Origin of the sequence: Gilliamella sp. wkB7 (genome assembly GCF_001693435.1) — a bacterium.
GTDB classification, from domain to species: domain Bacteria; phylum Pseudomonadota; class Gammaproteobacteria; order Enterobacterales; family Orbaceae; genus Gilliamella; species Gilliamella apicola_N.
The window spans coordinates 750,883-775,896 of record NZ_CM004509.1; the positions used below are offsets into that span (position 1 = coordinate 750,883).

A 25,014-nucleotide genomic window follows, 5' to 3' on the forward strand; every position below is an offset into this window, starting at 1 on the left:
TATAAATAATTATTTTTATGGTGTTTTTTTCAAAATTAGAACACCCTGAAAATTAATGAGAAAGTAGAAATAAAATTTGGCAGTTTTAGTTTATTTTTATACTAAAACATTACATTGGCATAAAACATCTTTACAACATAGTAACAATCGTTTTTTTAATTGTCCTACACATTGTTATATTATTGTCCTGAATAAAAAGGAAGTTATAGAATGAAGACACATAAAAAACCATTATTTACCTTAGTACAGAGCAGTGAATCAATACCCGAAACAAATACATTAAGTTTTTTAGATTCTAAATTAAATTATCCTGATAGTATTAATGAAATTATTGCATTGCGCATCAAAGAGCTTAAATTACATCACGGTGAATATAAAGATAAAGAATTCAACTGTAAACACCATAATGAAAGCAATAAAGAATTTCGTTTTATATTTGGTGAAAATTTTGAGTCAGAACATCATAAAAAACAAATTGGTATTTTAAAAGATGAATTAGCTTTAGCTAAAGAATCAAATAAAGTCAAACAATTACTTGGTAGCCGTTTAAAACAAATGGCAAAGATTTACCCTTGTGTTGAGATTGATCTAAATAATATCAATGTGATACCAACAAAAATCAAAGAACACCTTTTTGCTCCGCCACTCATATTAACGGATGATAATGCCATTATGCTTTGGGATGATTAATCAGTTAATATTAAATAATATAAAAAAATCTACAGCGGTTATGCTGTAGATTTTATTTATATTGCTTTGTTAAGATAATCAATAATTTTATATATTCAACTTTTTATCCACATTAACTCTTAAGATAAACAAACAAAAAAGTATCATTTATGATGATACAAGGTCATTTCTAAGAAGACAAATGAAGCAGAAAAATATTCTAACCAATATAAATAAAAAGTTTACCACATTTAGTTGGTAAACTTTTTAATAAAGAGATTCTATTTCTATAAACTATTTCGTTAGTTTAACTCAACTGTTAAAAGCACTTTCACCATGACTGTTAATATCAAGACCTTCTCGTTCATGTTCTTCACTAACGCGTAAACCAACACAAATATCCGCAATTTTATAAGCCACAAAAGCGATAACAGCCGTCCAAATGACACAGGTAATCACACTCATTAATTGGATTCCAACTTGAGTCGTCATACCTATTCCATCGGCATAGCCTATTCCACCTAATGATTTTGAAGCAAAGATACCCGTCAATAAGCAACCAACGATACCACAAACTCCATGTACACCAAATACGTCACAAGTATCATCAATTTTTAAGATTCTTTTTAGTGAAGAGACGCCCCAAACACCTGCAAAGCCACAAATAAGGCCAATAAGCATTGCGCCCCCTACACCAACAAATCCTGCTGCTGGTGTGATTCCAACTAAACCAGCTATTACACCTGATGCGGCACCTAAACATGACGGTTTTCCTCGTAAAACCCATTCGGCAAATGACCAAGATAAAACCGCTGCAGCTGTTGCTGCGACAGTATTAATAAACGCTAATCCTGCAACTTCATCAGCACGAGTTGAAGAGCCTGCATTGAATCCAAACCAACCTATATAAAGAATTGCCGCGCCAAGGTAAACATAAGGAAGATTAAATGGTTTTAATGGCTCACGATTAAAACCGATTCGATTTTTAAGTAAATAAGCCCCTATCAAACCAGCAACCGCAGCGTTAATATGAACAACCGTGCCACCAGCAAAATCTAAAGCACCTTCATCACCTAAAATACCACCACCCCATACCATATGAGCCATTGGTATGTATGAGAACGTAAACCATAACACCATAAATATTAGTACAGCAGAAAAGCGTATTCTTTCAGCAAAAGCACCAAGTATTAAACAACATGTAATACAAGCAAAGGACCCTTGAAATGCAACCCAAATGAGTTCATAAATTGAACCATTAACATCCGTTATATCAATACCTACTAAGAGCAAATGTTCGAAATCACCAAAAAACCAATTTCCCTCACCAAAAGTAAGCGTGTAACCATAAACGATCCATAACACAGAAATCAGTGAAAAAGTAACTAATACTTGTGATAACATAGATAACACGTTTTTAGATCGTAATAAACCACCATAGAATAATGCAATACCAGGAATAGACATAAATAGTACTAATGCAGTACAAATCATCATAAAACCATTATCCGCATTATCCGCGTGTTCTAGAACAACATCTGCAAAGGCGTATGAAGGAAAAATAAGACACAATGGTAAAATACATTTCTTCAACATAATAATATCCTTAATTATGATTACAAAGCTGATTCATCCGTTTCACCGGTACGAATACGAACGACATGCTCAAGTGAAGTTACAAAAATCTTACCGTCACCAATTTTGCCAGTATAAGCAGCTTTAGAAATAGTACTAATAACTTCATCAAGTTGTTCATCATTGATAGCTAAATCTATTTTCACTTTTGGTAAAAAATTAACGTTGTATTCCGCCCCGCGATAGAGTTCTGCGTGCCCTTTTTGTCGCCCAAAACCTTTAACTTCAGTAACGGTTAATCCAGTGATCCCTATATTTGATAATGACTCTCTGACTTCTTCTAACTTGAAAGGCTTAATAATTACTGTGACTAATTTCATTAATTTTTCCTCATGAATATGGTATATGATGAAATATGCAAACTCTGTGCCACAAAACTATATTTACGCTACTCCTATATCTTGCTTTTAAAATTCATATAAAAATTATTAAAAACTGCAAAATCGATTTGTTTTTTCTGTCATTAAATAGATTTACAATAAATTACAAATGTTCTTTTATTCGAAGTTTTATGCAATAAAGGACTCTTTAATTTCAATGTTATTTAAGTAAAATACTGGATAATTAAAATGCAACTTTATTAACCTACGAAATATTTAAAGTAGTAAGCAATTAATCAGTAGTATTGTGTTGAAAATTATCCGAATTGATATTAATTGAGCTGGAGTTATTATTAATATACCAATGTTGATGTGTTAATTTACTCTCTTTTAAAATTCTAATTAACAAAAATAGATGTATTATTTTATTATGCACAAATATAGTGCTTATGCTTCTATTTGGTGCTCTGTTCGATAAAATGATAATAAGATTAAAAAGTTACCATCAATTTACGGTATTCATCATAAGCAAAGTGATCAGTCATACCGCTAATATAATCTTGCAACAATCGACAACGGTAATAAAATTCCCAATAGGCAAATTTGGGATCTTTTTTTCCAATCAAGTTCGTTGCCTGTAGATAAGCATCACAATGTTTGGCAGAGAGTTTATGATAAAGCCTAGTTTCAATTGGGTATTGATGATGATTGTTTTCTTCAGCAAGTTTGAAAAATTCATTAGTCGGCATCTTTAACAACGGACTGTAAATATCTAATAATCCACTGATAATACGATAACCTTGTAATTCTATATTTTCTACCGATTCATGATTAAAAACATGTTCGACACCCACGCTTTTAAATATTTTTAATAATTGATATTCGGCTCCATGATCTTCCAATAATGCATGATTAAACGAACCATGATAGATGTCTTCAATATTTTCAACAAAGCGTTCAGCGGCATGGTAAACAAGTTTACCAATGGTATTCACTCGCAGATACATAAAAAATTGCCCAATAGCAATTGAGTTAAACTTTTTTTGCTCCAGATTTACGTATGGGCGTTTTACTACTTTGTCAAATAAATCACCCTCTTTAATAATTCCCCAAGCTTTTTCTAAATAGTGATAGAGCTGTTGAACCGTAAAGAGTTTCTTTTCTACTGCATCTTCAAGATCCGCTATACAATAAGAGATATCGTCCGCAGCTTCCATAATATAAGTGAGTGGATAACGATGAAATGGCTGAATTTCCAGTTGGTTAGATAATTTTTTTATAAATAGTTCTTCAGACAAATAATAACCAGGTTTTTTCATTAAATAAGAAAACTCTGTAGGTATATCTTCTTTAGGCAAATAAGCAGGTTTAGTGTATTTTAATATTGATGCGACTTGTGAATAAGTGAGATTTAATCTTTGGATACTATGCACTAACCTTATGGCTTGAGCATTACCTTCAAAGTTGGATAAATCACGACGAATTTTAATTTTTAGTTCCTTAATCGTCTCATCATCCGACTCTTGGGGTTGAAGTACGGAATATTTTGGTTGAACATCTACACCTAACTGTTTAACAAACCAGTGATTTATTGCTTTTTCACCAAAATGGCCAAATGGCGGATTGCCAATATCATGCATTAAGCAAGCCATTTCAACTAAACTTTCAATCGAGGAAACAATATTATCAAATCCATAGGTTTTAAGTTTTTTTGACTTGCTTAGTCGATGGATGATTTCTTTAACAATATATCGACCGACTTGTTGAACTTCCATTGAGTGAGTAAGACGAGTTCTAACAACAGAGTTTCTTTCTAGAGGAAAGACTTGTGTTTTTTGTTGTAAACGTCTTATCGCAGCGGAATTAATTATTCTTCCTCGATCACTCTCAAACTGGCGAACGATTGAATAGGGATCAGTTAAAACCTCGTGTGCTTTACTTGCATCACGTTGATAATTGATTTTTTTTGAAAAGTCTACCATATTCAATCCTTTGTATTTAAACTACAAAAATTGTTTTTTTGCCCATTCTATCGATGATTGATACTCATCCGGTAAAAGCGGTGTTAAAAGAGATAAAGAGTGTTTTAATTTCTCTGGTTGATTGTGAGTTAAATTTAGATGCCCAACTTTACGACCTACTCTAACTTCTTTTTCATACCAATGTAGATGAACTAAATCAACAGACAACCAATTTAGGTTTAATTGAGTCCCAACTAAGTTGATCATAACCGATGGCGCAAATACATTCGGTTGTGGGAGTGGTAATGCCAATATCGCTCGCAAATGTAACTCAAATTGACTAATAGAAGCACCATTTTGTGTCCAATGTCCACTATTATGTACCCTTGGCGCTAACTCATTAATCAATAAGTTATCGCCCATGACAAAACATTCCATTGCCATTACACCAATATAATTAAGTTTATCCATAATAGCCTTTAGCATTTTTTCTGCTTTAGCTTGTAATATTGGATATTGATCAGGGATAGCGACACTCATTTTTAAAATACCGTCTTGATGCAAATTATTCGTCAGCGGATAAAAAACAGTTTCACCTTTTCCATTACGTGCTCCAACTAAGGAGATCTCTTTTTCAAAAGCAATAGCCTGTTCTACAATCGCATTATGGTATATATCATCAGGTACGGTTATATCGCTTTGATTAGTGATACGCCATTGCCCTCGACCGTCGTATCCTCCAGTTCGACGTTTGACAATTAACAATTCACCAAACTCTGCAAATAATTTTGTCCAATTTTGCGGATCTTCTAATAATGACCATTTAGCGGTAGGCAAACCTAGTTCATCAAATAGCTGTTTTTGGGTTAGTCGATCAGCAATAATCGGAAAAATATCTCGATTAATAAAATGAGAATGATTAGCTAAAATTTGAGTAAAAGGGGTATCTGGCCAACGTTCAATCTCGGCTGTAATGACCGATTGTTGGTATGGGATAGTTGTTGGATCAACATCTAAGCCAACAGGAAATACATGAACGCCTAATGGTTCACCTGCTTGTTTTAACATTCGGCCTAATTGACCATTCCCTAAAACACAAACTGATTTAATCGTCATTTTAAGCATCTACTCTTGGATCGGGGTTATTTAATACTTCATCTGTTTGACTTAATCGCCAAGTGGTTAAACGTTGATAGAGTTCTTGGTTATGTAAAGCAAGGATTTGCGCTGCTAATAGTGCCGCGTTGGCTGCACCTGCTTTACCAATAGCCAGTGTTCCAACAGGTATACCTTTTGGCATCTGTACAATAGAATAGAGGCTATCAACACCATTTAAGGCTGCACTTTGAACAGGTACACCTAATACTGGTAATAAGGTTTTTGCCGCTAACATACCAGGCAAATGCGCCGCACCGCCTGCTCCAGCAATAATGACATCAAAACCTCGTTGTTTGGCTTCTTGTGCAAATTGAAATAATTTATCAGGAGTTCGATGAGCGGAAACAATTTCGACATGATAATTGATAGCTAAAGCGTCAAGAATATCGGCAGCATGTTGCATGGTTGCCCAATCACTTTTGGAGCCCATTACAATGGCAATTTTAGGTTGAATATGCATATAAAATTATATGTGTATATAAATTATTATGTTGTTGAAGTATACACCAAATTTTATCTTATGGGGATAAGAATAACCATGATTTGAAATATCAAAGTTAAAAAATTCGATCATTTTACTAATAGAAAGAGATTTTATTTCTGAAGATTTAAGTAGGTAAACAGACCGTTTAAAAGGGATCCGCCATCTTTAATGGCGGAATTGTACAACTTTATTTTTTTATAGCAGCAATGATTTTTATTTCAACTAAGTAATCAGGGTTCATTAAGCCAGCCTGTACGGTACACCGCACAGGCGCAGATCCTTTAGCAACCCACTCGTCCCAAGCTTTATTCATTGCTTCAAAATCACTTTTATTTACTAAAAATATCGTCACATCTAAAATATGACTTTTGTCACTGCCTGCACTGACTAAAATTTTATCGATTTCTGTTAGAGCACTTTTAGTCTGCTCATAAGCGTCATGGATTAAATTGCTTGGCACACTAGTGTAATATATAACATTATTGTGAATCACTGCTTCTGACCAACGATCTTGTGGGTCAATTCGAATAATTGTCATCATGATTTCCTTGTTCGATGATTAACTAAGATACTTTAATAAAATCTGCACGCAATTTTTTGATCTCGTCACGTAATACACCCGCTTTTTCAAACTCCAGATTTTGCGCAGCTTCGTACATCATTGCTTCAAGCTCTTTAACTCTTGCTTGTACGTCTTTAACCGACACATAATTATACGGTTTATTTGGTTCAAACGCCTGTATTTTAGCTGTTGCTTTTTTAGTGCTCAATCCTGCGTCCAAAATATCTTTAATTTCTTTGCGTACTGATTTTGGTGTTATACCGTGATTAGTATTAAAATCCTGCTGCTTTTTACGGCGCCGAGCCGTTTCGTCAATCGTTTTCTGCATTGCAGGGGTAATCTTATCAGCATATAAAATTGCCTTCCCATTCACATTACGCGCTGCTCGACCAACGGTTTGAATCAATGAACTCTCAGAACGCAAAAAGCCTTCCCGATCAGCATCTAAAATGGCAACCAGTGAAACTTCAGGAATATCTAACCCTTCACGCAATAAGTTAATGCCCACTAAAACATCGACTTTACCAAGACGTAAGTCACGAATTATTTCCATTCGTTCAACGGTATTGATATCTGAATGTAAATATTTAACATTCACATTATGTTCAGATAAGTAATCCGTTAAGTTTTCTGACATTCGTTTAGTCAATGTAGTAACCAACACTCGCTCATCCTTATTAATACGGAGTTTAATTTCTGATAAGAGATCATCCACTTGTGTCGCAACTGGTCTAACTTCGATAATTGGATCCAATAAACCTGTTGGCCTCACGACTTGTTCAATGATTTCGCCCCCAGATTTTTCAATTTCATAGGCCGCTGGTGTTGCCGATACGTATATCGTTTGTGGCATAATATTTTCAAATTCAGAAAACTTTAAAGGTCTATTATCTAACGCCGATGGTAAACGAAATCCATATTCAACCAAATTCAGTTTACGTGATCGGTCACCATTGTACATGGCTCCAAGCTGTGGAATGGCCACATGCGATTCGTCAATAAACAGTAGCCCATCTGCCGGTAAATAATCAAATAACGTTGCAGGTGGATCGCCTGGATTACGCTGTGATAGAAAACGCGAATAATTTTCGATCCCCGAACAATAACCAAGCTCTGTCATCATCTCAATATCAAAGAGTGTACGTTGCGTTAATCGTTGCTCTTCTAAAAGGCGATTATTATCAAGAAGTACCTTTTGACGCTCTTTTAGTTCCTGCTTAATTTGTGCTATCGCATTGTCCATAATGTTTCTTGGTGTCACGTAGTGAGTTTTTGGATAGATGGTAATACGTGATACTTCATTCACAGCACTCCCCGTTAAAGGATCGAACATCACAATCCGATCAACTTCATCATCAAACAGCTCAACGCGCACAGCAAGTTCATCTGAGTCAGCAGGAAAAATATCGATCACATCGCCACGAACCCGAAACGTACCTCGGCTAAAACCAATTTCATTACGCGTATATTGTAGTTCAGCAAGACGGGTTAGGATTGCTCGTTGATCGGTTATCGTACCTTTAGTTAAATGCAATATCATTGACATATAGGTCTCAGGCGCACCTAATCCATAGATAGCGGACACGGAGGCAACGATCACGACATCACGACGTTCAAGTAATGATTTGGTTGCTGACAAACGCATTTGTTCAATGTGTTCATTAATCGATGCATCTTTTTCAATAAATGTATCGGTTGAAGGCACATAAGACTCTGGTTGATAATAGTCATAATAAGAAACAAAATACTCAACAGCATTTTCGGGGAAAAAAGCTTTCATTTCACCGTATAATTGAGCTGCCAATGTTTTGTTTGGCGCAAGAATAATTGTAGGGCGATTGTGATGAGCAATAACGTTTGCCATAGTGAACGTTTTACCCGATCCTGTTACACCTAATAATGTTTGATGTGCAATTCCATCATCAAGATTTTGATTAATCCTTTTTATTGCTTCTGGTTGATCACCAGCAGGTTTGAATTCGGAACACAATTTAAATTTTTTCATTACATCGTAACCTAATATTTTACCTATTAATAAAAATTATCCCCAAAAAGGCTTGACCTTTTAAAATCTTATATTTTTTGTTCAGTTAACAAAAACGCTTATCAGATTAGTTCAGAAACAACAGCTTGATTTAATATAACTCATTGATAAATAACAATAATATAAATCATGACCAACATGTGACCAAACCAACTTAAAACCTGATAGCCACTGGCTTCTGAGCTTTTTTCAATAAACTACTCACAGAGTTATCCACAGGCAACGGGGATAACTCTCTAAGTATAATTGCTATAAACTTTTTTCAAAGATCAAGCAAAAAATACTTAATAAAAACACCTTTTTTTTTAAGGTTATTTCTATTTTTTAAGTCGGTTTTAATAGTTAAAAACTAATAACTAATTCAGTACTTCAAATTTATATTGATAGCTATGATCGAAGTTGGGCACAAATATTAATCGATGAGTGATGCATTTTGGAGCATCTTCCACATGATGAGATACAAATAATAGTTGTGTGTGCCCTTCATTTATTAAGCGATCTATCCAACATTTTACTAACTCTCGATTAAGATGATCTAACCCTTGTAAAGGTTCATCTAAAATAAGTAGTGTTGGATGTTTAACCAACGCTCTTGCTATCAATATTAATCTTTGCTGTCCCCATGATAATGATTGAAAAGGCTTATCAGCATGATCTTTTAGACCTAGTAGATGTAACCATTCATCAGCTAATTTCGCTTGCTTATCACTAGCGGCCTGATACACCCCAATCGAATCAAAATATCCAGAAATTAGTACAGCTTTAACACTGGTACTTACACGATAATCGAGATGCAAACTGCTGCTCACATAACCAATGTGCCGTTTAATATCCCAAATGGTTTCGCCAGAACCACGTTTGCGACCAAATAAAGTAAGATCATTACAATAACCTTGTGGATGATCCCCAGTTATTAAACTCAATAGCGTGGATTTGCCTGCACCATTCGGCCCGACAATTTGCCAATTCTCATTGGCTTTTACCTGCCACGTTAATCCATTAATGATAAATTTATCATCGTATTGAATATAAACATTATTTAAGCTTACACGTTCTAATTGATCGGCTAATTGAATTGGTGGTTCGTCTGCTTCGGGTAACGGCATATTGGGCAGGTTTTCTAAATCTGCTAGCTGCTTAACGATTTCATCGTTTAATATGGTTGCTTTAGGACCAAATTTCAATAGCTGACAATCAACAAGAAGACCAATATTTTCAATAAAGATTGGAATTTCATTAAATCTATTCAAAACCAATACTATTGAAATGCCTTGTTTGGCTAATTGACCAAGTTTTTCTGCTAAATTTTCGCGCGATAAGATATCTAAACCATCAAACGGTTCGTCCAATATTAATAATTGAGGATTTAGCATTAACATTCGACAGATGAGTGTTTTACGTGTCTCACCCGTCGAAAGATATTTAAATCGCCGATTTAACAGATGACTTATTCCAAACTGTTCTGCAAGTTTGAGACAAAGTTTTTCATCTTTTTTATTTTCTTGAATAATTTGTTGAGTGGTTAATCCTGTATCATTTTCACCTTCACTAAGCATATCGGTATTATTGCGTTGCCATTCCTCTTCAATTAACTTTTGTAACTGTTCAAACGAAATATAGGCTAAGGATTCAAACTGATTAATCACTCGACCCGATAATAATTTCTGTTCGCCCGCAAGTGCTTTAGCCAATACAGACTTTCCACTCCCATTACGGCCAACAAAAGCAATACTTTGTCCTGGACTGATAGTGAGTGATTCAATGGTAAAAACTTTATAGTCACTAATCTTGTAGTGAGCATTTTCAATGGTTAACATAATGACCTCGTTTTACTAAACTAATGTGGCAACAATAATATGCAGAGGATTAATTGATATTGTTAGTGGTTTATCTTTGTATAAATTATACTGCTTGACTTCTTGGGTTAATTTACTTGCATAAAGTTTGATACCCGATGGCAATGTAAATTCAATTTCAGTCCATTCACCATCAGTTTTTATAGTTTCAACCTTAACCGATAAACTATTTTCATTGGCATCATTTAACTCAATTAAGGGCGCTTTGATTAGCAGAAGTACGGTTTTATCCACACTTAGCTTTAATCTTTCAATACTTTGTTGCGTGATATAACCTTTTAATTCTGTTTGGTTATCGCTTAATTTAACCGTAACATATCCGGCAACATGGTTGGTTTCAATATGTTTAACACTACCATACAATTGATTTCGAGCACTGGTTTGTAATGATAATCTTGCGGTGGCTTTTAAAATATCATCTAGAGGTACATTATCATCATTTAATATATTAAAAGCGTTATGTTGTAAGTGGGTTAAAAGATCGTAAAGTTGAATAAATCTTACTGCGTAGGAACTTAATTTAGTACCACCACCATTTTTACCACCAATTGCGGTAATTAAAAAAGGCTTGGTTGTCAGCCTATTAATTTCACTTATTGCATCCCAAGCCGTTTTATAACTCAACCCTATTTGTTTGGCTGCTTGGCTTAATGAACCTGTTTTTTCAATGGCTTTGAGTAAAGCAATGCGCTTTGGATCAATAAAGAGTTGTTGGTTCAAATTGAGTGTTAACAAAATATCGGGCGAGAGGATCATTTGTATACCTTGATAAACTTTAAAATAGCTCTATTAAAAAACAATTTAGGTATTGTAGACCCTTTTATTGCTTCCTACAAAATTTGTGAGAAATAATTCTTTCTTTGACAAAGAAAATTGATAACTCAATTAGATAAATTCTATCCCAGCAACCTTTATTACTTAAGTGATACAAAATTAGATTTTTGCTAATTTATTTGTTTATTATCAATACGCTCAATTACATCGATATGTTTTATTTTATATAACCAAATGTTACTATGTTTTGCACTATGATTCAGTTTTCATGTTTTCTAAATAAAATACATCGAGCATTAGTAAAATAATCATAACGTACATTATTAACTAATTACGATCAATTATCTTTGGTAGTGAGGAATAGAATGAAAAAAATCTCTATATTAATTGTTGCTTTAACGACTTTAATATTCACTTTTACAGCACAGGCACTTGAAAAAGTCACGGTATTTGCAGCTGCATCATTAACGAATGCGATGCAAGATATCGCTTCAGAATATAAAGCAGATCATAAAAATGTTGAAGTCGTTTTTTCGTTTGCTTCTTCTTCGGTTTTAGCCAAGCAAATTCAACAAGGTGCTCCTGCCGATATTTTCATGTCAGCCGACCAAAAATGGATGACCTACCTTATTGAAAATAAATTAATTAAAAATAAAGAAGATTTACTTAAAAATGCATTAGTTTTGATCGCACCGACACAATCAAAACTAGACAAAGTTGACATTAATATGAATACCAATTGGAATGAGATCCTTCCTAAAGGAGAAAGGATAGCAATCGGTGATCCCGATCATGTTCCAGCAGGGCTTTATGCTAAAGAGTCATTAACTCATTTAGGTGTATTTGACAAACTTGCACCACAATTTGCCCCTGCAAGTAATGTTCGTGATGCATTGATGTTGGTTGAACGTAATGAAGCAGCACTGGGTATTGTTTATAGTACTGATGCAAAAGTAAGTAATAAAGTAAAAATTGTTGGTATCTTTCCTGCCGAAACTTTTACTTCTATTGAGTATCCCATTACTTTATTAAAACCAGAAGCAAACGATTTTTACCAATATTTAAAATCACCACAAGCTAAAATGATTTTTGAAAGATACGGATTTGTAACAAAATAGCAACGAAGTATTATGATATTGACCGTATATGAATGGCAAACATTGCTACTTAGTTTAAAAATAGCTGGAGTAGCCATTTTATTTAGTTTGCCTATTGGTATTTTAACCGCTTGGATTTTAGCTAGATGTCAATTTTATGGGAAATCGCTATTAGATAGCATTATACATTTGCCTTTAGTATTACCACCGGTAGTACTTGGTTATTTATTGCTGTTAACAATGGGGCGTAACGGTATCATCGGTAATTGGTTAAACCATTATTTGAATATTAGCTTTAGTTTTAACTGGCAAGGTGCTGCATTAGCTTCTGCTGTGGTGGCTTTTCCATTACTGGTTCGCTCAATTCGTTTAGCGATAGAGTCGATTGATTCACGTTTGGAAAATGTCGCACGGACATTAGGCGCAAACCCTTTACGAGTGTTTATGACAATCACACTGCCTTTGGCTTTTCCTGGTATTTTAATGGGCACAGTGCTAGGTTTCGCGCGTTGTCTTGGCGAATTTGGGGCTACTATTACATTTGTATCGAATATTCAAGGTGAAACAAGAACTCTCCCCCTTGCAATGTATACATTATTGCAAATGCCTAATGGAGAAAATGCGGCTTTAAGGCTATGCATTATTTCAATTGCGCTATCGTTGGTTGCGTTATTTTTATCAGAAGTGTTAAACCGCTGGCATAAAAGGAAATTATTGGGACAATAAATGATGATAAATATAGATGTTATTAAACAATTGACCACTTTTTCCTTTGAATTCAAGCAAACCATTCCCTGTCAAGGTGTGACAGCTATTTTAGGTGTTTCAGGTGCGGGAAAATCAACATTAATAAACTTAATAAATGGTTTGATTAAACCTGATAAGGGTAAAATTATACTTAATGATGTGACGTTGGTTTCGACTCAACAAAATATTTTTGTTCCCCCCGAACAAAGGAATATTGGTACCGTTTTTCAAGATGCTTTACTTTTCCCTCACTTGAATGTAATAAAGAATCTCACTTATGGTACAAAGAAGATTAATCAACAAAAATTCGATGAAATTATTGAAGTACTCAACATTAACCACTTATTAAAACGCTACCCTGCAATGTTATCTGGTGGTGAAAAACAGCGAGTGGCAATTGGTCGGGCGTTATTAACTAATCCCCAATTATTATTAATGGATGAGCCATTATCGGCACTAGATATACCAAGAAAAAAAGAGCTATTAAGCTACATTGATATATTAGTTAACGAGTTAAAAGTGCCGATCATTTATGTCACTCATAACATTAATGAAGTTAAACGCATAGCCAACTATGTGGTTATTTTAGAACAGGGAAAATTACTGTCTCATGGGGAAACTCAAAACATTTTACAAAGTGATTATTTAAAAGAGTGGTTATAAAGTTGCAATATATCACAATTACTGTCTTGTTTAATGTAAGATACGCCATCATGCCAAGCACCTAACACCAATCGACTAGCAGGTTTACCATCAATTAAGAATTGATGTGTCGCTGGCTTATGTGTATGACCATGTACCATAATATTGGCATTATATTTACTCATCATTTTTTCAACAGCTTGTTGATTCACATCCATAATACTTTCTGATTTAATTTGATTGTGTAAACTGCTCTTTTGTCGCAATTTGCCTGCAATCTTTAAACGAATAAACAGTGGAAGTTTCAAGAAAAGTTTTTGTAACCATTTTTTATGCATGATCTTACGAAATTTTTGATACTGTGGATCATCCGTGCATAATAAGTCACCATGTAAAAAGAGGATATTACTATATGCATTAGGTAAACAGTTAATATCGGCTAAAATCGTCATATTACATGATTTAGCATATCTTTCTCCTAATAGAAAATCACGATTACCATGAACAAAATAGATTTTAATTTGACGTTCTGTTAGTGATCGCAATGCAAGTGAAATTTGTTGATGCAATTTTGAATCAACATCATCACCTATCCAGTAATCAAATAAATCACCAAGAATATAAAGCTCACAGCAATCAGGAAGGCTCTCTAAGAAAGATAAAAAGCCCGCGGTTATATCAAAATAACCCGAAACAGGCTCATTATCTGTTAGATGAATATCTGCAATAAAATAACGAATTGGATTATTCAACCGTTACGCTCTTAATGATTACATCTTCAACAGGCACATCAGAATGCATACCACTGCGTCCTGTTTTTACTCCTTTAATTTTATCAACCACGTCCATACCATCAACTACTTGTGCAAAAACACAATAGCCATAACCATTAATGTCAGATGAACGATAATTCAAATAATCATTATCAACGACATTAATAAAAAATTGCGCAGTAGCAGAATGAGGATCGGATGTGCGAGCCATAGCTAAAGTGCCACGATTATTTTTTAAGCCATTATCCGCTTCGTTTTTGATCGGAGCCTTGGTTTTTTTCTGCTTCATACCAGGTTCAAAACCACCACCTTGAATCATAAAATTATTAATAACACGGTGGAAGATCGTATTGTTGTAGAAACCTTCTTGGCAATATTCAACAAAATTTTTAACTGTTTCTGGCGCTTTATCGTCAAAAGTGTCAATTTTTATATCACCTAAAGAAGTATGAAATATAATCATAAAATGTTCCTTATTATTTTCATTTTTTAACTTACACTTACAAATCAAAAACTAAAAGAATGATTCTCTATTTATTTGCCAAATTTTTCACATGCTTCTAGCGTGTTACTCATTAGCATTGCAACTGTCATAGGACCAACACCACCAGGAACTGGAGTTATCCAACCAGCACGTTCAACAGCCGTTTCAAATTCAACATCCCCAGCTAGCTTACCGTCGGGTAATCGATTGATACCGACATCAATGACAATTGCCCCTGGTTTGATCCATTCACCTTTAACATAATTGGCAATACCAACGCCTGCAACAACAATATCAGCATTACTAACATGTTTTGCTAAATCCACGGTACGACTATGAGTAATCGTTGTTGTGCAACCTAGTAATAAAAGCTCAAGTGCCATAGGGCGACCAACAATACTTGAAGCCCCGACAACGGTGGCATTTAATCCAGCTAAATTAATACCCGTTGATTCTAACATTTTAACCACACCATAAGGGGTACATGGACGTAAAAGCGGATCTCGTTGCAATAAATGGCCAATATTATAGGGATGAAAACCATCAACATCTTTACTAGGATGTATACGTTCAAGGACTTTAGTTTTATCAATATTATCCGGTAAAGGAAGTTGAACTAAAATACCATGGACATCGTCACGTTGATTAAGTTTATCAATAAGAGTTAACAACTCTTCTGTGGTTGAAGTAGGAAAATCATAAGAGAAAGAAGCAAATCCAACATCATCACAGGCCTTTTGCTTATTTCTAACATAAATTTTTGAAGCTGGGTCTGACCCCACCTGCACTACAGCAAGTCCTGGAACAGATAAACCATTTTCAATTCTTTGTTTTACTTTATCAGCAATATCATCTCTGATTTGCTTCGCTAAAAATTTTCCATCAATAATATTGGCTGTCATAAACTTCTGCATCTTCAACTGGATTGATAATAGTTAGATATTTTCGCAAAAGTTTTTATTAATGTCTATTCACTTATAGGTTGATTGGTTAAGTTGAGTTAATATTTCTTGATATTGACCATCAATATTAGTGATAACGGAACAAATATGAGCATCAAACGCTTTTAGTTTAGGCTTCTGAGCTTTCCATTCATTTTTTGAAATCTGTTTTATTGCGCCATAATTTTTAAAAAAATCAAAATTTATAATGCTACCACCCACTATGTTATAAAAAATATGCTTACCAATCTCTTCTCCATCTTTTTTTAAATTATTAAAATTTTGGTAATAAAATTGAGTATTACCACTTTCTGATATTATGGATTTATGGAGTAATTTGACTAATCTTTTATATAATTTATTTAATTCACCATACAGTTCATTATCGTTACCTAATTTATTTTTTATCGCACTTTCAAATGTTATTTTAATTTCAGCTAAAATACTTAATGCTTCTTGTTCCAATTTTGGTAATTGCTGTCGTAAATCTGTCTGGAGTTTTTGCGTTTGTTTTTCGAGTGGAGGTTGCAGTAAAACAATTTTTTCATTAAATACAACTTCTCCGTTAGATTTGATCATTAAATCATTTTTTTTATTGAAAATATGGACATTTTCTTTGGTTATTGCGACATTATAGCTCGGTTTAACTGGACACTCTTTTTGAGCGGCAAATAATGTGGCAGGAAAAATGATTACCATCAATAATAATTTCTTTAACATATCTGTATCCAGTTTTTTTATTAAAATAAATTATAGCGATTGATTCTCAATTAATATAATAAAAAATCTTTATTATGTCATTACAGTTTATCTCTAATTTATTAGAGCGTTTTTTAAGTGTAAGTAGCAATAAACTTGTTAATAAAAGATATTATTCATCTATTCTTATCAAGGTTACTTAAATTACTTATCTAAAGCATTTTTTATTTAACCATTTTTAAAGATATTTTTTAGATCGTCATAGCGTCGCGTTGAAATCTCTCTTACCAAAAGAACCTAATACAGTTGATGAATGAAGTTGCCAAGCATATATATCTAATTTATACTGAAACGTATAGTTAACCTGAAACTTTTTTACAACAATTAAAAATTTTTTTGAAGATTCAACTCCACTCATTAGTTTTATTTTCGTTGTTCCGTTTTGATAATTGTTTTTAACTAATAGGTTATGTACTATTTCATTTTTATAAAAGTCTAATAACAGGATATAAAAAATTTCAGGTTCCTGAATGTTATAATAAATTAACCCAATAAATACTACGAATAAAAGAAACATATTAAAGTTATCTCTTTTACAGACGATCTTTATAATGAGCTCATAGTATCAATAGATATAATCTATTAAAACAACTATATTTAACTGCTTTTTTTTCTCAAAAAGTAAAGTATAGTATCAATATATTCAAAAAATAATTTATCAGAGGTGAAAAATGTATACTGTAATTTTTGGTCGTCAAGGTTGTCCATATTGTGTTCGAGCTAAAGAGTTAGCTGAAAAACTGTCTAAAGAACGTGATGATTTTTCTTATCGTTATATCGATATTAATGCTGAAGGCATTACTAAAGAAGATCTTTCTAAAAGTGTTGGCAAACCAGTAGAAACAGTTCCTCAAATTTTTATTGATGAAAAGCCAATTGGTGGTTGCACTGATTTTGAAGCTTATGCTAAAGAGCACTTAGGACTATTTAGTGAGTAAGCGAACATAGTTTTTTGATATTCATTTAGCCACCATTAGGTGGCTTTTTATTTTTAACGGCCAGGCAGTTTTTGCCATGTAACTTCATTACGCAAATAGGTTGGCTCAGCATTTTCAACACTAACCCATTCATCTTTTTGCCACTTCTTATCGGCTATGACAATTAAATCCTGAGCATGTGGTAACAAAATATCGCTTGTGTGAATATTTTCCAGCATATCTGGATAAGTTTGCCATCCAGTACCAGCGCTATAACTATCATTACGAATATCTTGAACTTTATCTATTACTTTTTCTGGCGCAATGACACACTCTGGAATAATTGCTTGCCAATGGTCATCGATGTATTGATATTGACCTAAATAGACTTCATTCATTCTGGCATCTATCGCAGGAATAACATTTGTTATCTGTCTGGTACGATACACCCCTTGAGCTAATGTCATTAAGGTTGAAACCCCTATCATGGGTTTATCAATACCGAGTGCTAATCCTTGCGCTACACCTATACCAATTCTAACACCAGTAAAACTACCTGGACCAGCCCCAAAGGCTACAGCATCTACCTGAGAAAGTGAGCAATCCGATTGTTTTAAAAGGTTGTCAATCATAGGTAAGATCTGCTTAGTATGATCACGGGCAGAAATTTTAAAATCGTATGTGATTTCATTACAATAGAGTAATGCAACAGAGCAAGCTTCTGTAGCGGTATCAATGGCTAAAATAGTACTCATTTTTTTCCCAAAATAATTTATTTTTGTAATTAACTTTTAGCTAATAAAAAATTTATCACCTTATTTATATCACGTGTTCTTGGCGAAGGTGGCAAGCTATTAATAAATGTTGCACCATAAGCTCGCATCACTAATCGATTATCACAAATGATAATTGCACCTCGATCGTTATGGTGGCGTATCAATCGCCCAACCCCCTGTTTTAACGTGATTACAGCTTCAGGTAATTGAACTTCATTAAATGCATCGCCTCCTTGCATTTGACAATCTTCCATACGGGCTTTAATTAGAGGATCATCTGGCGAAGTAAAAGGTAATTTATCTATGATAACACATGAGAGGGTGTCTCCCCTAACATCAATACCTTCCCAAAAGCTACTGGTTGCAATCAATAATGCATTACCTTTATGAATAAATTGCTCCAACAATTTAACTTTACTGGTTTCGCCTTGAACCAATACCGGCAAAGTAGTTAATTCTCGAAATTGTTTGGCTAGTGCATTCATCATTGCATAGGAAGTACATAAAAAGAAACAACGCCCTTGATTAGCTTCAATAACAGGCAATAGAATATCAATTAATTTCTGTGCATTCCCTTGTTCATTTGGTGAAGGAATATAGCGTGGAACACACATAATAGTTTGATTTGCATAATCAAATGGGCTTTCTAGAATTAGCGACTCTGCATTATCTAAGCCTAAACGTTTAGTAAAATAGTCTAATCGATTATCAACCGATAGTGTTGCAGAAGTAAAAATCCAGCTGCCATTACGTTCAGCAATTAATTGAGTGAATTTGTCAGCTACTGATAATGGAGTCAAAGCAAAAATAAAATAGTTATTAGTGCTTTCATACCAATAACTAAAGCCTGTTATATTTGTCTGCTGTAATCGACTCAAAAGAGCATGGTATTGATTTATTCTTTCAAAACAATTATCTAAAGTTGACGATCGTCCCACAGCTAGTAATAAAACTTCATGACAAAAATTTAAAGCATCAACCAAATAAGATAACTCATTTTTTACTGCTTCTTGATTGAATAAATAACGTAAGTTCCCTTTTGGCGAATGTTGGTTGATGACTAATCGTAGATCTTGTGCGCATTTATGAAGTTTATCCGCACACTGCTGTAACTGTGCCATATCTTTCACTTCAGTGCGATATGCAAGATTTATCTCCTTAGCCAGATCGAACAGTTGCCGACTGGTTAACTGTTGCCCAAAGTAGTGACAAGCTAGATCGGGTAGCTGATGTGCTTCATCAAAAATCATGACATCTGCTTTCGGGATAAGTTCCCCAAACCCCGTATCTTTTACTACTACATCAGCTAAAAATAGATGGTGATTCACCACGACAACATCTGCGTTTAATGCTCGTTTACGCGCTTTGACAACATAGCAATCATTATAATGTTCACAGTCACTCCCTAAACAATTATCGTTAGTACTGGTTAAAATTGACCAAACAGGGTTGTCTTCAGTTACAGTAGTACATTTACTAATATCACCATCTTTAGTTTTAATTGACCAATTTTTAACTCGAACAAGATCGACGCGTAAATCTTTATCAAGATCGCCTGCGCCTGCATATTGATGATACAAACGCTCTAAACAAAGATAATTAGCTCGTCCCTTAAGGAGTGATATTTTACCTGTGTAATTAAGGGCTTTTTTTATAATAGGTAGATCTTTACTAAAGAGTTGTTCTTGTAAATTTTTTGACCCCGTCGAAAGAATTACTTTTTTATCACTACGCAAAGCTGGCACTAAATAAGCAAATGTTTTGCCTGTTCCGGTTCCCGCTTCTACCACCAGAGAATGTTCCGCTTTGATTGCTTCAGTGACTTTATTTGCCATACGTCTTTGTGGCTCTCTTGCAACAAAACCATCTATAGCAGTCGCAAGCAAACCATTTTCTGAAAAATCATCAATCACTTAAAACACACCTAATATAAAGATAAGTTCAATATACCAATAAAAATAGATTAAAGGGATAATACAACGCTATGAAAATATCATGACTTCATTTCAAAATGGGATGAATTTATTGTAATGGAATTGAACGATTAAAAACTTAATTAACAGATATACTATAACAGTTACCAAGTTAAAAAGATATACAATATTGTTTACTTATAACTAATATGATGTATTTGAAATAAGTAAACAATAAATTTTACAATTAATAATCAATGTAATGAATAAACCCTAATCAAATAGCTAAATTTACTCTTATTACTTTAAATATTATTTATTATATAATCAATAAATTTCAACATAAAAAATGTTAACAAACAACTAGTTAATGAATTTGGTTTTTAAATAAATACAATAATGCTTTATTCCAGACAAATAGTTATTTTGTTTAAACATCAATCGAGAATAGGCTCGTATTGAGGAAGTTTTTTTCCGACTATACAAAGGCAATGGGTCGTTTTTCCAAGGTGATTTATCTAAATAAAAATCAAATAATTTTGAACGGTAAGGCTGATGCCAAGGTTTATTTTTTGTAATATAATGAATCAAAGTCGTATTTTCTGGTACGTTAGAATCTTCATTACCATTTATTGAAAGAGCCAAAAGATTGTTATATTGCCTTTCCAATATGATTCTTTTTTGACCGATAACAATATTTAAAACATCCTGATCTGGATATTGATATTTCTCACCACTATTCAATAACGTCAATGTTTTAGTTGTGATATTTTCATGACACCATAGAGGTATATTTATCAGCATCACTCCAGAATTAAAATATGTTCCCATAACAATATCATATTTACTGCATTGAGATTCTTGCATATATTGCTCATCAGCGACAGCTGCAACAATTGCATCGTCTAAATTGATTTTATTAATAAAATCAAAGCTATTAATACATAACGTATCACTATCAATATAAAGTAATTTTGCAGTAATATCTTTTAATATCTCTGGGGCAATTAATCGCATACAAGCTGCAATGGGAAACTGTTCAGTATTTTTTTGATCAACGCTAAACTGATCATTAATTACATATTCTGTTATTGAACTATTATCCGATTTGATTTTAGCTATGTTTTTCCTATTAGCTTCTGATAGGTTGTGAGTAAACAAATGAAAATGAAGCTGATACTTTTTATTATTTTCGATAACAGAAATTATATCTACACCAGCAGACAAAGCATAGTTATCATCAAAACATAATAAAATATGTAATACAGTTTGTTTACATTCCAAACCAGATGATAATAGTTCATTTTTTTGAGTAATAAAGTTATCAACTTCAATCACAAAGTTATTCCTTAACGTTTTTTTGTAGTTTTATGCTTTAAGTAAAGCAAATAATATTTAATCGCAGCTAAATACTTATGTTGACTAGCAAGTAATTTTGCATATCTTCTTGTTGTCGATGGAGCATTTTCATTAGCAAGTAATAATTTATCGTTTGCCCATGGTGAAGTGGCTATATAGTGTTGATAAAGTGGTGTAATGTATAATTGATACCAAGGTTTATTACCTGTTACATAATGGATGATAGCTGTATTGGCTTCAATAAAACTATCTTCATTACCGCCAACGGTAAGCGCAGTAATGGTGTTAAAATGTCTAGGTAAAAATACCGTTTGACCTTGCATTAAAATATTCAATACATCTTGATCAGCAAATTTATAGACTTTACCGCTGTTTATCATGTTAAACGCTTTTTCAGTTAAGTTATTTTCAACCCACATATCCGTATTGATATAAATCATACCTGCATTAAAATATTCTCCATATGGAATATCACAAGCCGCACATTGCTTTTCTTGTGTTTTACCGATATCAGCTACAACGGCAGAGAACTTATTTGTTAAATCAGTGGAAACAAGCTCATCAAGATTATTGATACATAATACATCACAATCAAGATATAAAACACGAGAAGTCACTTTATTCAAAATTTGCGGAACAACAAATCTTAGACACGTTGAAGCAGAAACATGTAAAACTAAGGTATCTGGATTTATCGAAAATTCATTACTAATTTCATAACAAATTATTGAAGCATTTGCTTTATTTAACTGATTGAATCGCTGGATTTTCTCATTTGATACATTATTGACAAATAAATGAAAAACCAGATTTTTATTAGGATTATTTAATATCACTGATGACATTGCAATACCGGCAGGCATTGCATAATTATCATCGAAACAAAAAGCAATGTGTAAAGTTTCTAAAGCTGCCAGAGTGTTATTAAATAATGTTGTAGTCTTACTGATAAAAAGATTTTCTGCTAACATATTCTAGTAATACCGAGGATTTGAAATTTGATTTATTGTAGCATAACCAATTATTATGAAAAAATTAACTATCAATTTTATATTTGTATAACTATTTTGTAATAGATAAATAGCTATGGTATATTTAAAAAATTGTATTGATGAGTATTTGAAATGAATAATAGTATTATTAATATTGTATATTGTACTGATTCAAATTATTTTGAACATGTAGGTGTATCTATAACTTCAATTATACTTAATAATAAACACAATAATATTCATTTTCATGTTTTCTTATATGATGTTTCAGAAGAAGAGAAAAACAAGCTACAGCAAATCAGCAGTTCAATTTTTCTTTATTCAATTCCTCTTAATGAGTTGAATAAATACCCCGACATTCAAAACCACAAAATAACACATATCAATCGCTCGATGTATATTCGCTTATCTGTACCTCGATTATTACCTGATTATGTTGATAAATTCATTTATTTAGATGCGGATATATTATGCTTCGGAGATATATCTTCTATTTTGAATATCAATATAGATTCTGTAGTTTGTGCTGCAACAGCTGACTCTTTAGATGCAAATAATATGTTACAAAATAAAAAGCGGTTAAATTTAGCATCTGAAAAATATTTTAATTCAGGTTTTTTATACATAAATACCCAAAATTGGAAAAAGTTTGATACTGAAAATAAAGCTAATCAAATATTATTATCACCTCAAAATTTTAATTTATTATATCCTGATCAGGATGCTCTGAACATTGTTTTACAAAATCAAGTTGCTTATATTGATGTTAAATGGAATTATTTATTTACTTGGATGAATAATCAGGAAAAAGAATCTTTTTTCCATAATAAACAATCATTACCTTATTTTGTGCATTTTACTGGCGCAAGAAAAATATGGTACCAAGAGCATACCGGTATTGCCCAAAATATTTATTGTTTCTATAAACATTTTACTCCTTGGAGTAACAACAGTTTAAAAAGTTATAAATCCAAAATGCGAGTAAATGATTATCGAATTTATTCTATATCTTCCTTAAAAAATAAAAAATTCATAGAAAGCGCTAAATATTTTTTACATTATTTAAAACTAAAACTATTTAAGAAGTAATTAATTTATTTTTCTTAGCAAGTAGAAATAATAAAATTGTATAGATAAAATATATTTTTTTTGTTTGAAACAATACTTTGCATAATTTCGTAACCATGATTTTTTTAATGCTAATGGGCATTCCATATTTTTCCAGGGCGATAGTTGATAATATTTCTTAAATAATTGAGAATTAAACGTTTGATACCATGGCTTATATCCTGTCACATAATGTAACAAAACAGTATATGGCGCAATTTCTTTTTCTTCACTACAAGGGATAGTGATATGAATTTTTGTATTATATTTAATAGGTAAAAGGATAGTTTTATTTTCTAATAAAATATTTAGAACATCTTGATCAGCAAAACGATAAACATTCCCATCATTTACCTTATTAATACATTTATTTGTAAGATTATTTTTCATCCACTCATCAGTATTGATTAATAACACACCTGAATTGAAATATTTTTTAGCATCGATAGTATATAGAGTTTTTATTTCATTCTGCATTGGTTTATCGTCTGGAATAACCCCTGCAACATAATTAGATATATCCGTATTATATAATTCTGAAATGGACTTCAAACAAAGAATATCACTATCAAGGTATAAAAATTTTTTGGTTTGAGAATGTAACAAAGCAGGTAGAATAAAACGCACACAAGAAACGGCAGATAAGTAACCTAACACTAAAGTATCAGGGTTAATATCAAAATTATCATTTAAATAGTATATTTTAATGCTAACATTATGTTGAACAAGTTCTTTTAGTTTAGCTATATTATCATTAGATACGTTATCAACAAGAAGATGAAAACAAAAGTGTAAGCTATCATTGTTTTTTATTACTGAAGTTATAGTTACACCTGCAGGCATAGCATAGTTATCATCAAATGCTAGTGCAACATGAACTAAATTAGATAATCGTAATTCATTCTTTGAAAAAGATTCTATCTTATTAATGTATTTCTTTAATTCCAACATATACCACTCTTGATAAATATTTTATTTATGATGCAATTTTAAACAAACCCCATATACAATTTATAGAAAGTAAAGTTACATTATGTTACCATT

General features: G+C 32.8%; 24 protein-coding genes. 6 read left to right on the forward strand and 18 right to left on the reverse strand.

The genetic code is table 11. The features are described 5' to 3' along the window. Nucleotides 1-210 precede the first annotated feature (210 nt). The gene (locus tag A9G17_RS03195; RefSeq protein ID WP_065737469.1) at nucleotides 211-690 is read left to right on the forward strand and encodes a hypothetical protein; all 480 of its coding nucleotides are present in this window, start codon (nucleotides 211-213) and stop codon (nucleotides 688-690) included. 291 nt (nucleotides 691-981) lie between these two features. On the opposite strand, the gene amtB is transcribed toward A9G17_RS03195, so the two are convergent. The 9 genes from amtB to A9G17_RS03240 all read right to left on the reverse strand — a co-directional run bounded on the left by amtB (nucleotide 982) and on the right by A9G17_RS03240 (nucleotide 11,445). Continuing rightward, nucleotides 982-2,265 carry an ammonium transporter AmtB gene (amtB, locus tag A9G17_RS03200; RefSeq protein ID WP_065737470.1) on the reverse strand — a complete coding sequence of 428 codons (1,284 nt, stop codon included), beginning with the start codon at nucleotides 2,263-2,265 and terminating at the stop codon, nucleotides 982-984. A 20-nt stretch (nucleotides 2,266-2,285) separates the two neighbouring features. After that, complete coding sequence (gene glnK, locus A9G17_RS03205) at nucleotides 2,286-2,624, reverse strand: P-II family nitrogen regulator (protein WP_025315005.1); 339 nt, start codon at nucleotides 2,622-2,624, stop codon at nucleotides 2,286-2,288. Between the two features lie 491 nt (nucleotides 2,625-3,115). Continuing rightward, a complete protein-coding gene (gene dgt / locus A9G17_RS03210; protein ID WP_218059746.1) occupies nucleotides 3,116-4,606 on the reverse strand; it encodes a dGTPase in 1,491 nt (496 codons plus the stop codon). A 21-nt stretch (nucleotides 4,607-4,627) separates the two neighbouring features. Further along, nucleotides 4,628-5,695, reverse strand: coding sequence for a 5-(carboxyamino)imidazole ribonucleotide synthase (purK, locus tag A9G17_RS03215; protein WP_065739070.1), 1,068 nt, complete (start codon nucleotides 5,693-5,695; stop codon nucleotides 4,628-4,630). 7 nt (nucleotides 5,696-5,702) lie between these two features. Further along, on the reverse strand, nucleotides 5,703-6,203 hold the full coding sequence (purE, locus tag A9G17_RS03220) for a 5-(carboxyamino)imidazole ribonucleotide mutase (protein WP_065737472.1): 501 nt from the start codon (nucleotides 6,201-6,203) through the stop codon (nucleotides 5,703-5,705). A gap of 211 nt (nucleotides 6,204-6,414) precedes the next feature. Then, entirely contained in the window at nucleotides 6,415-6,765 is a 351-nt protein-coding gene (locus tag A9G17_RS03225; protein WP_065737473.1) for a RidA family protein, read from the reverse strand. 25 nt (nucleotides 6,766-6,790) lie between these two features. Then, nucleotides 6,791-8,794 carry an excinuclease ABC subunit UvrB gene (gene uvrB / locus A9G17_RS03230; protein WP_065737474.1) on the reverse strand — a complete coding sequence of 668 codons (2,004 nt, stop codon included), beginning with the start codon at nucleotides 8,792-8,794 and terminating at the stop codon, nucleotides 6,791-6,793. A 395-nt stretch (nucleotides 8,795-9,189) separates the two neighbouring features. Continuing rightward, complete coding sequence (gene modF, locus A9G17_RS03235) at nucleotides 9,190-10,650, reverse strand: molybdate ABC transporter ATP-binding protein ModF (RefSeq protein WP_065737475.1); 1,461 nt, start codon at nucleotides 10,648-10,650, stop codon at nucleotides 9,190-9,192. A 15-nt stretch (nucleotides 10,651-10,665) separates the two neighbouring features. Then, on the reverse strand, nucleotides 10,666-11,445 hold the full coding sequence (locus A9G17_RS03240) for a TOBE domain-containing protein (RefSeq protein ID WP_065737476.1): 780 nt from the start codon (nucleotides 11,443-11,445) through the stop codon (nucleotides 10,666-10,668). Between the two features lie 371 nt (nucleotides 11,446-11,816). Here A9G17_RS03240 and modA point away from each other — a divergent pair, with 371 nt between their 5' ends. Genes modA through modC form a run of 3 tightly spaced genes read left to right on the forward strand, consistent with a single transcriptional unit; the run spans nucleotide 11,817 to nucleotide 13,970 of the window. Beyond that, entirely contained in the window at nucleotides 11,817-12,581 is a 765-nt protein-coding gene (gene modA / locus A9G17_RS03245; RefSeq protein WP_081301786.1) for a molybdate ABC transporter substrate-binding protein, read from the forward strand. Between the two features lie 12 nt (nucleotides 12,582-12,593). Then, on the forward strand, nucleotides 12,594-13,286 hold the full coding sequence (modB, locus tag A9G17_RS03250; protein ID WP_065737478.1) for a molybdate ABC transporter permease subunit: 693 nt from the start codon (nucleotides 12,594-12,596) through the stop codon (nucleotides 13,284-13,286). Then, on the forward strand, nucleotides 13,287-13,970 hold the full coding sequence (gene modC / locus A9G17_RS03255; RefSeq protein WP_065737479.1) for a molybdenum ABC transporter ATP-binding protein: 684 nt from the start codon (nucleotides 13,287-13,289) through the stop codon (nucleotides 13,968-13,970). Here modC and A9G17_RS03260 read toward each other — a convergent pair. The 4 genes from A9G17_RS03260 to A9G17_RS03275 all read right to left on the reverse strand — a co-directional run bounded on the left by A9G17_RS03260 (nucleotide 13,949) and on the right by A9G17_RS03275 (nucleotide 16,867). After that, on the reverse strand, nucleotides 13,949-14,701 hold the full coding sequence (locus A9G17_RS03260; RefSeq protein ID WP_218059748.1) for a UDP-2,3-diacylglucosamine diphosphatase: 753 nt from the start codon (nucleotides 14,699-14,701) through the stop codon (nucleotides 13,949-13,951). The two genes, modC and A9G17_RS03260, sit on opposite strands and share 22 nt — an antisense overlap. Next, the gene (gene ppiB / locus A9G17_RS03265) at nucleotides 14,694-15,185 is read right to left on the reverse strand and encodes a peptidylprolyl isomerase B (RefSeq protein ID WP_065737480.1); all 492 of its coding nucleotides are present in this window, start codon (nucleotides 15,183-15,185) and stop codon (nucleotides 14,694-14,696) included. The genes A9G17_RS03260 and ppiB overlap by 8 nt, the downstream gene beginning before the upstream one ends. Before the next feature lie 71 nt (nucleotides 15,186-15,256). After that, nucleotides 15,257-16,108 (reverse strand): bifunctional methylenetetrahydrofolate dehydrogenase/methenyltetrahydrofolate cyclohydrolase FolD, encoded by an 852-nt coding sequence (gene folD, locus A9G17_RS03270; protein WP_065737481.1) that lies wholly within the window; start codon nucleotides 16,106-16,108, stop codon nucleotides 15,257-15,259. Nucleotides 16,109-16,177: 69 nt separating this feature from the next. Next, nucleotides 16,178-16,867 (reverse strand): YggN family protein, encoded by a 690-nt coding sequence (locus A9G17_RS03275; protein ID WP_065737482.1) that lies wholly within the window; start codon nucleotides 16,865-16,867, stop codon nucleotides 16,178-16,180. 710 nt (nucleotides 16,868-17,577) lie between these two features. On the opposite strand from A9G17_RS03275, the gene A9G17_RS03285 reads away from it, so the two are divergent. Then, nucleotides 17,578-17,844 (forward strand): GrxA family glutaredoxin, encoded by a 267-nt coding sequence (locus A9G17_RS03285; RefSeq protein WP_025314989.1) that lies wholly within the window; start codon nucleotides 17,578-17,580, stop codon nucleotides 17,842-17,844. 53 nt (nucleotides 17,845-17,897) lie between these two features. Here A9G17_RS03285 and tsaB read toward each other — a convergent pair whose 3' ends face one another. From tsaB to A9G17_RS03305, 4 genes are all read right to left on the reverse strand, one after another. Then, a complete protein-coding gene (tsaB, locus tag A9G17_RS03290; RefSeq protein WP_025314988.1) occupies nucleotides 17,898-18,578 on the reverse strand; it encodes a tRNA (adenosine(37)-N6)-threonylcarbamoyltransferase complex dimerization subunit type 1 TsaB in 681 nt (226 codons plus the stop codon). A gap of 29 nt (nucleotides 18,579-18,607) precedes the next feature. Then, complete coding sequence (locus A9G17_RS03295) at nucleotides 18,608-20,512, reverse strand: DNA repair helicase YoaA (protein ID WP_065737484.1); 1,905 nt, start codon at nucleotides 20,510-20,512, stop codon at nucleotides 18,608-18,610. Nucleotides 20,513-20,875: 363 nt separating this feature from the next. Continuing rightward, nucleotides 20,876-21,850: a glycosyltransferase family 8 protein gene (locus tag A9G17_RS03300; protein WP_065737485.1), complete on the reverse strand. Its 975-nt coding sequence runs from the start codon at nucleotides 21,848-21,850 to the stop codon at nucleotides 20,876-20,878. 11 nt (nucleotides 21,851-21,861) lie between these two features. Beyond that, nucleotides 21,862-22,842, reverse strand: coding sequence for a glycosyltransferase family 8 protein (locus tag A9G17_RS03305; protein WP_065737486.1), 981 nt, complete (start codon nucleotides 22,840-22,842; stop codon nucleotides 21,862-21,864). Nucleotides 22,843-22,995: 153 nt separating this feature from the next. Here A9G17_RS03305 and A9G17_RS03310 point away from each other — a divergent pair, with 153 nt between their 5' ends. After that, nucleotides 22,996-23,952, forward strand: a complete 957-nt coding sequence (locus A9G17_RS03310; protein WP_065737487.1) for a glycosyltransferase family 8 protein — start codon at nucleotides 22,996-22,998, stop codon at nucleotides 23,950-23,952. Here the strand turns inward: A9G17_RS03310 and A9G17_RS03315 are convergent, their stop codons facing one another. After that, complete coding sequence (locus A9G17_RS03315; protein ID WP_065737488.1) at nucleotides 23,953-24,921, reverse strand: glycosyltransferase family 8 protein; 969 nt, start codon at nucleotides 24,919-24,921, stop codon at nucleotides 23,953-23,955. Nucleotides 24,922-25,014: the final 93 nt, after the last annotated feature.

Coding starts and splice junctions, on each gene's coding strand:
- A9G17_RS03195 (WP_065737469.1), top strand. CDS start 211: ATGAAGACACATAAAAAACCATTATTTACCTTAGTACAGAGCAGTGAA.
- amtB (WP_065737470.1), bottom strand. CDS start 2,265: ATGTTGAAGAAATGTATTTTACCATTGTGTCTTATTTTTCCTTCATAC.
- glnK (WP_025315005.1), bottom strand. CDS start 2,624: ATGAAATTAGTCACAGTAATTATTAAGCCTTTCAAGTTAGAAGAAGTC.
- dgt (WP_218059746.1), bottom strand. CDS start 4,606: ATGGTAGACTTTTCAAAAAAAATCAATTATCAACGTGATGCAAGTAAA.
- purE (WP_065737472.1), bottom strand. CDS start 6,203: ATGCATATTCAACCTAAAATTGCCATTGTAATGGGCTCCAAAAGTGAT.
- A9G17_RS03225 (WP_065737473.1), bottom strand. CDS start 6,765: ATGACAATTATTCGAATTGACCCACAAGATCGTTGGTCAGAAGCAGTG.
- uvrB (WP_065737474.1), bottom strand. CDS start 8,794: ATGAAAAAATTTAAATTGTGTTCCGAATTCAAACCTGCTGGTGATCAA.
- modF (WP_065737475.1), bottom strand. CDS start 10,650: ATGTTAACCATTGAAAATGCTCACTACAAGATTAGTGACTATAAAGTT.
- A9G17_RS03240 (WP_065737476.1), bottom strand. CDS start 11,445: ATGATCCTCTCGCCCGATATTTTGTTAACACTCAATTTGAACCAACAA.
- modB (WP_065737478.1), top strand. CDS start 12,594: ATGATATTGACCGTATATGAATGGCAAACATTGCTACTTAGTTTAAAA.
- modC (WP_065737479.1), top strand. CDS start 13,287: ATGATGATAAATATAGATGTTATTAAACAATTGACCACTTTTTCCTTT.
- ppiB (WP_065737480.1), bottom strand. CDS start 15,185: ATGATTATATTTCATACTTCTTTAGGTGATATAAAAATTGACACTTTT.
- folD (WP_065737481.1), bottom strand. CDS start 16,108: ATGACAGCCAATATTATTGATGGAAAATTTTTAGCGAAGCAAATCAGA.
- A9G17_RS03275 (WP_065737482.1), bottom strand. CDS start 16,867: ATGTTAAAGAAATTATTATTGATGGTAATCATTTTTCCTGCCACATTA.
- A9G17_RS03285 (WP_025314989.1), top strand. CDS start 17,578: ATGTATACTGTAATTTTTGGTCGTCAAGGTTGTCCATATTGTGTTCGA.
- tsaB (WP_025314988.1), bottom strand. CDS start 18,578: ATGAGTACTATTTTAGCCATTGATACCGCTACAGAAGCTTGCTCTGTT.
- A9G17_RS03305 (WP_065737486.1), bottom strand. CDS start 22,842: ATGTTAGCAGAAAATCTTTTTATCAGTAAGACTACAACATTATTTAAT.
- A9G17_RS03310 (WP_065737487.1), top strand. CDS start 22,996: ATGAATAATAGTATTATTAATATTGTATATTGTACTGATTCAAATTAT.
- A9G17_RS03315 (WP_065737488.1), bottom strand. CDS start 24,921: ATGTTGGAATTAAAGAAATACATTAATAAGATAGAATCTTTTTCAAAG.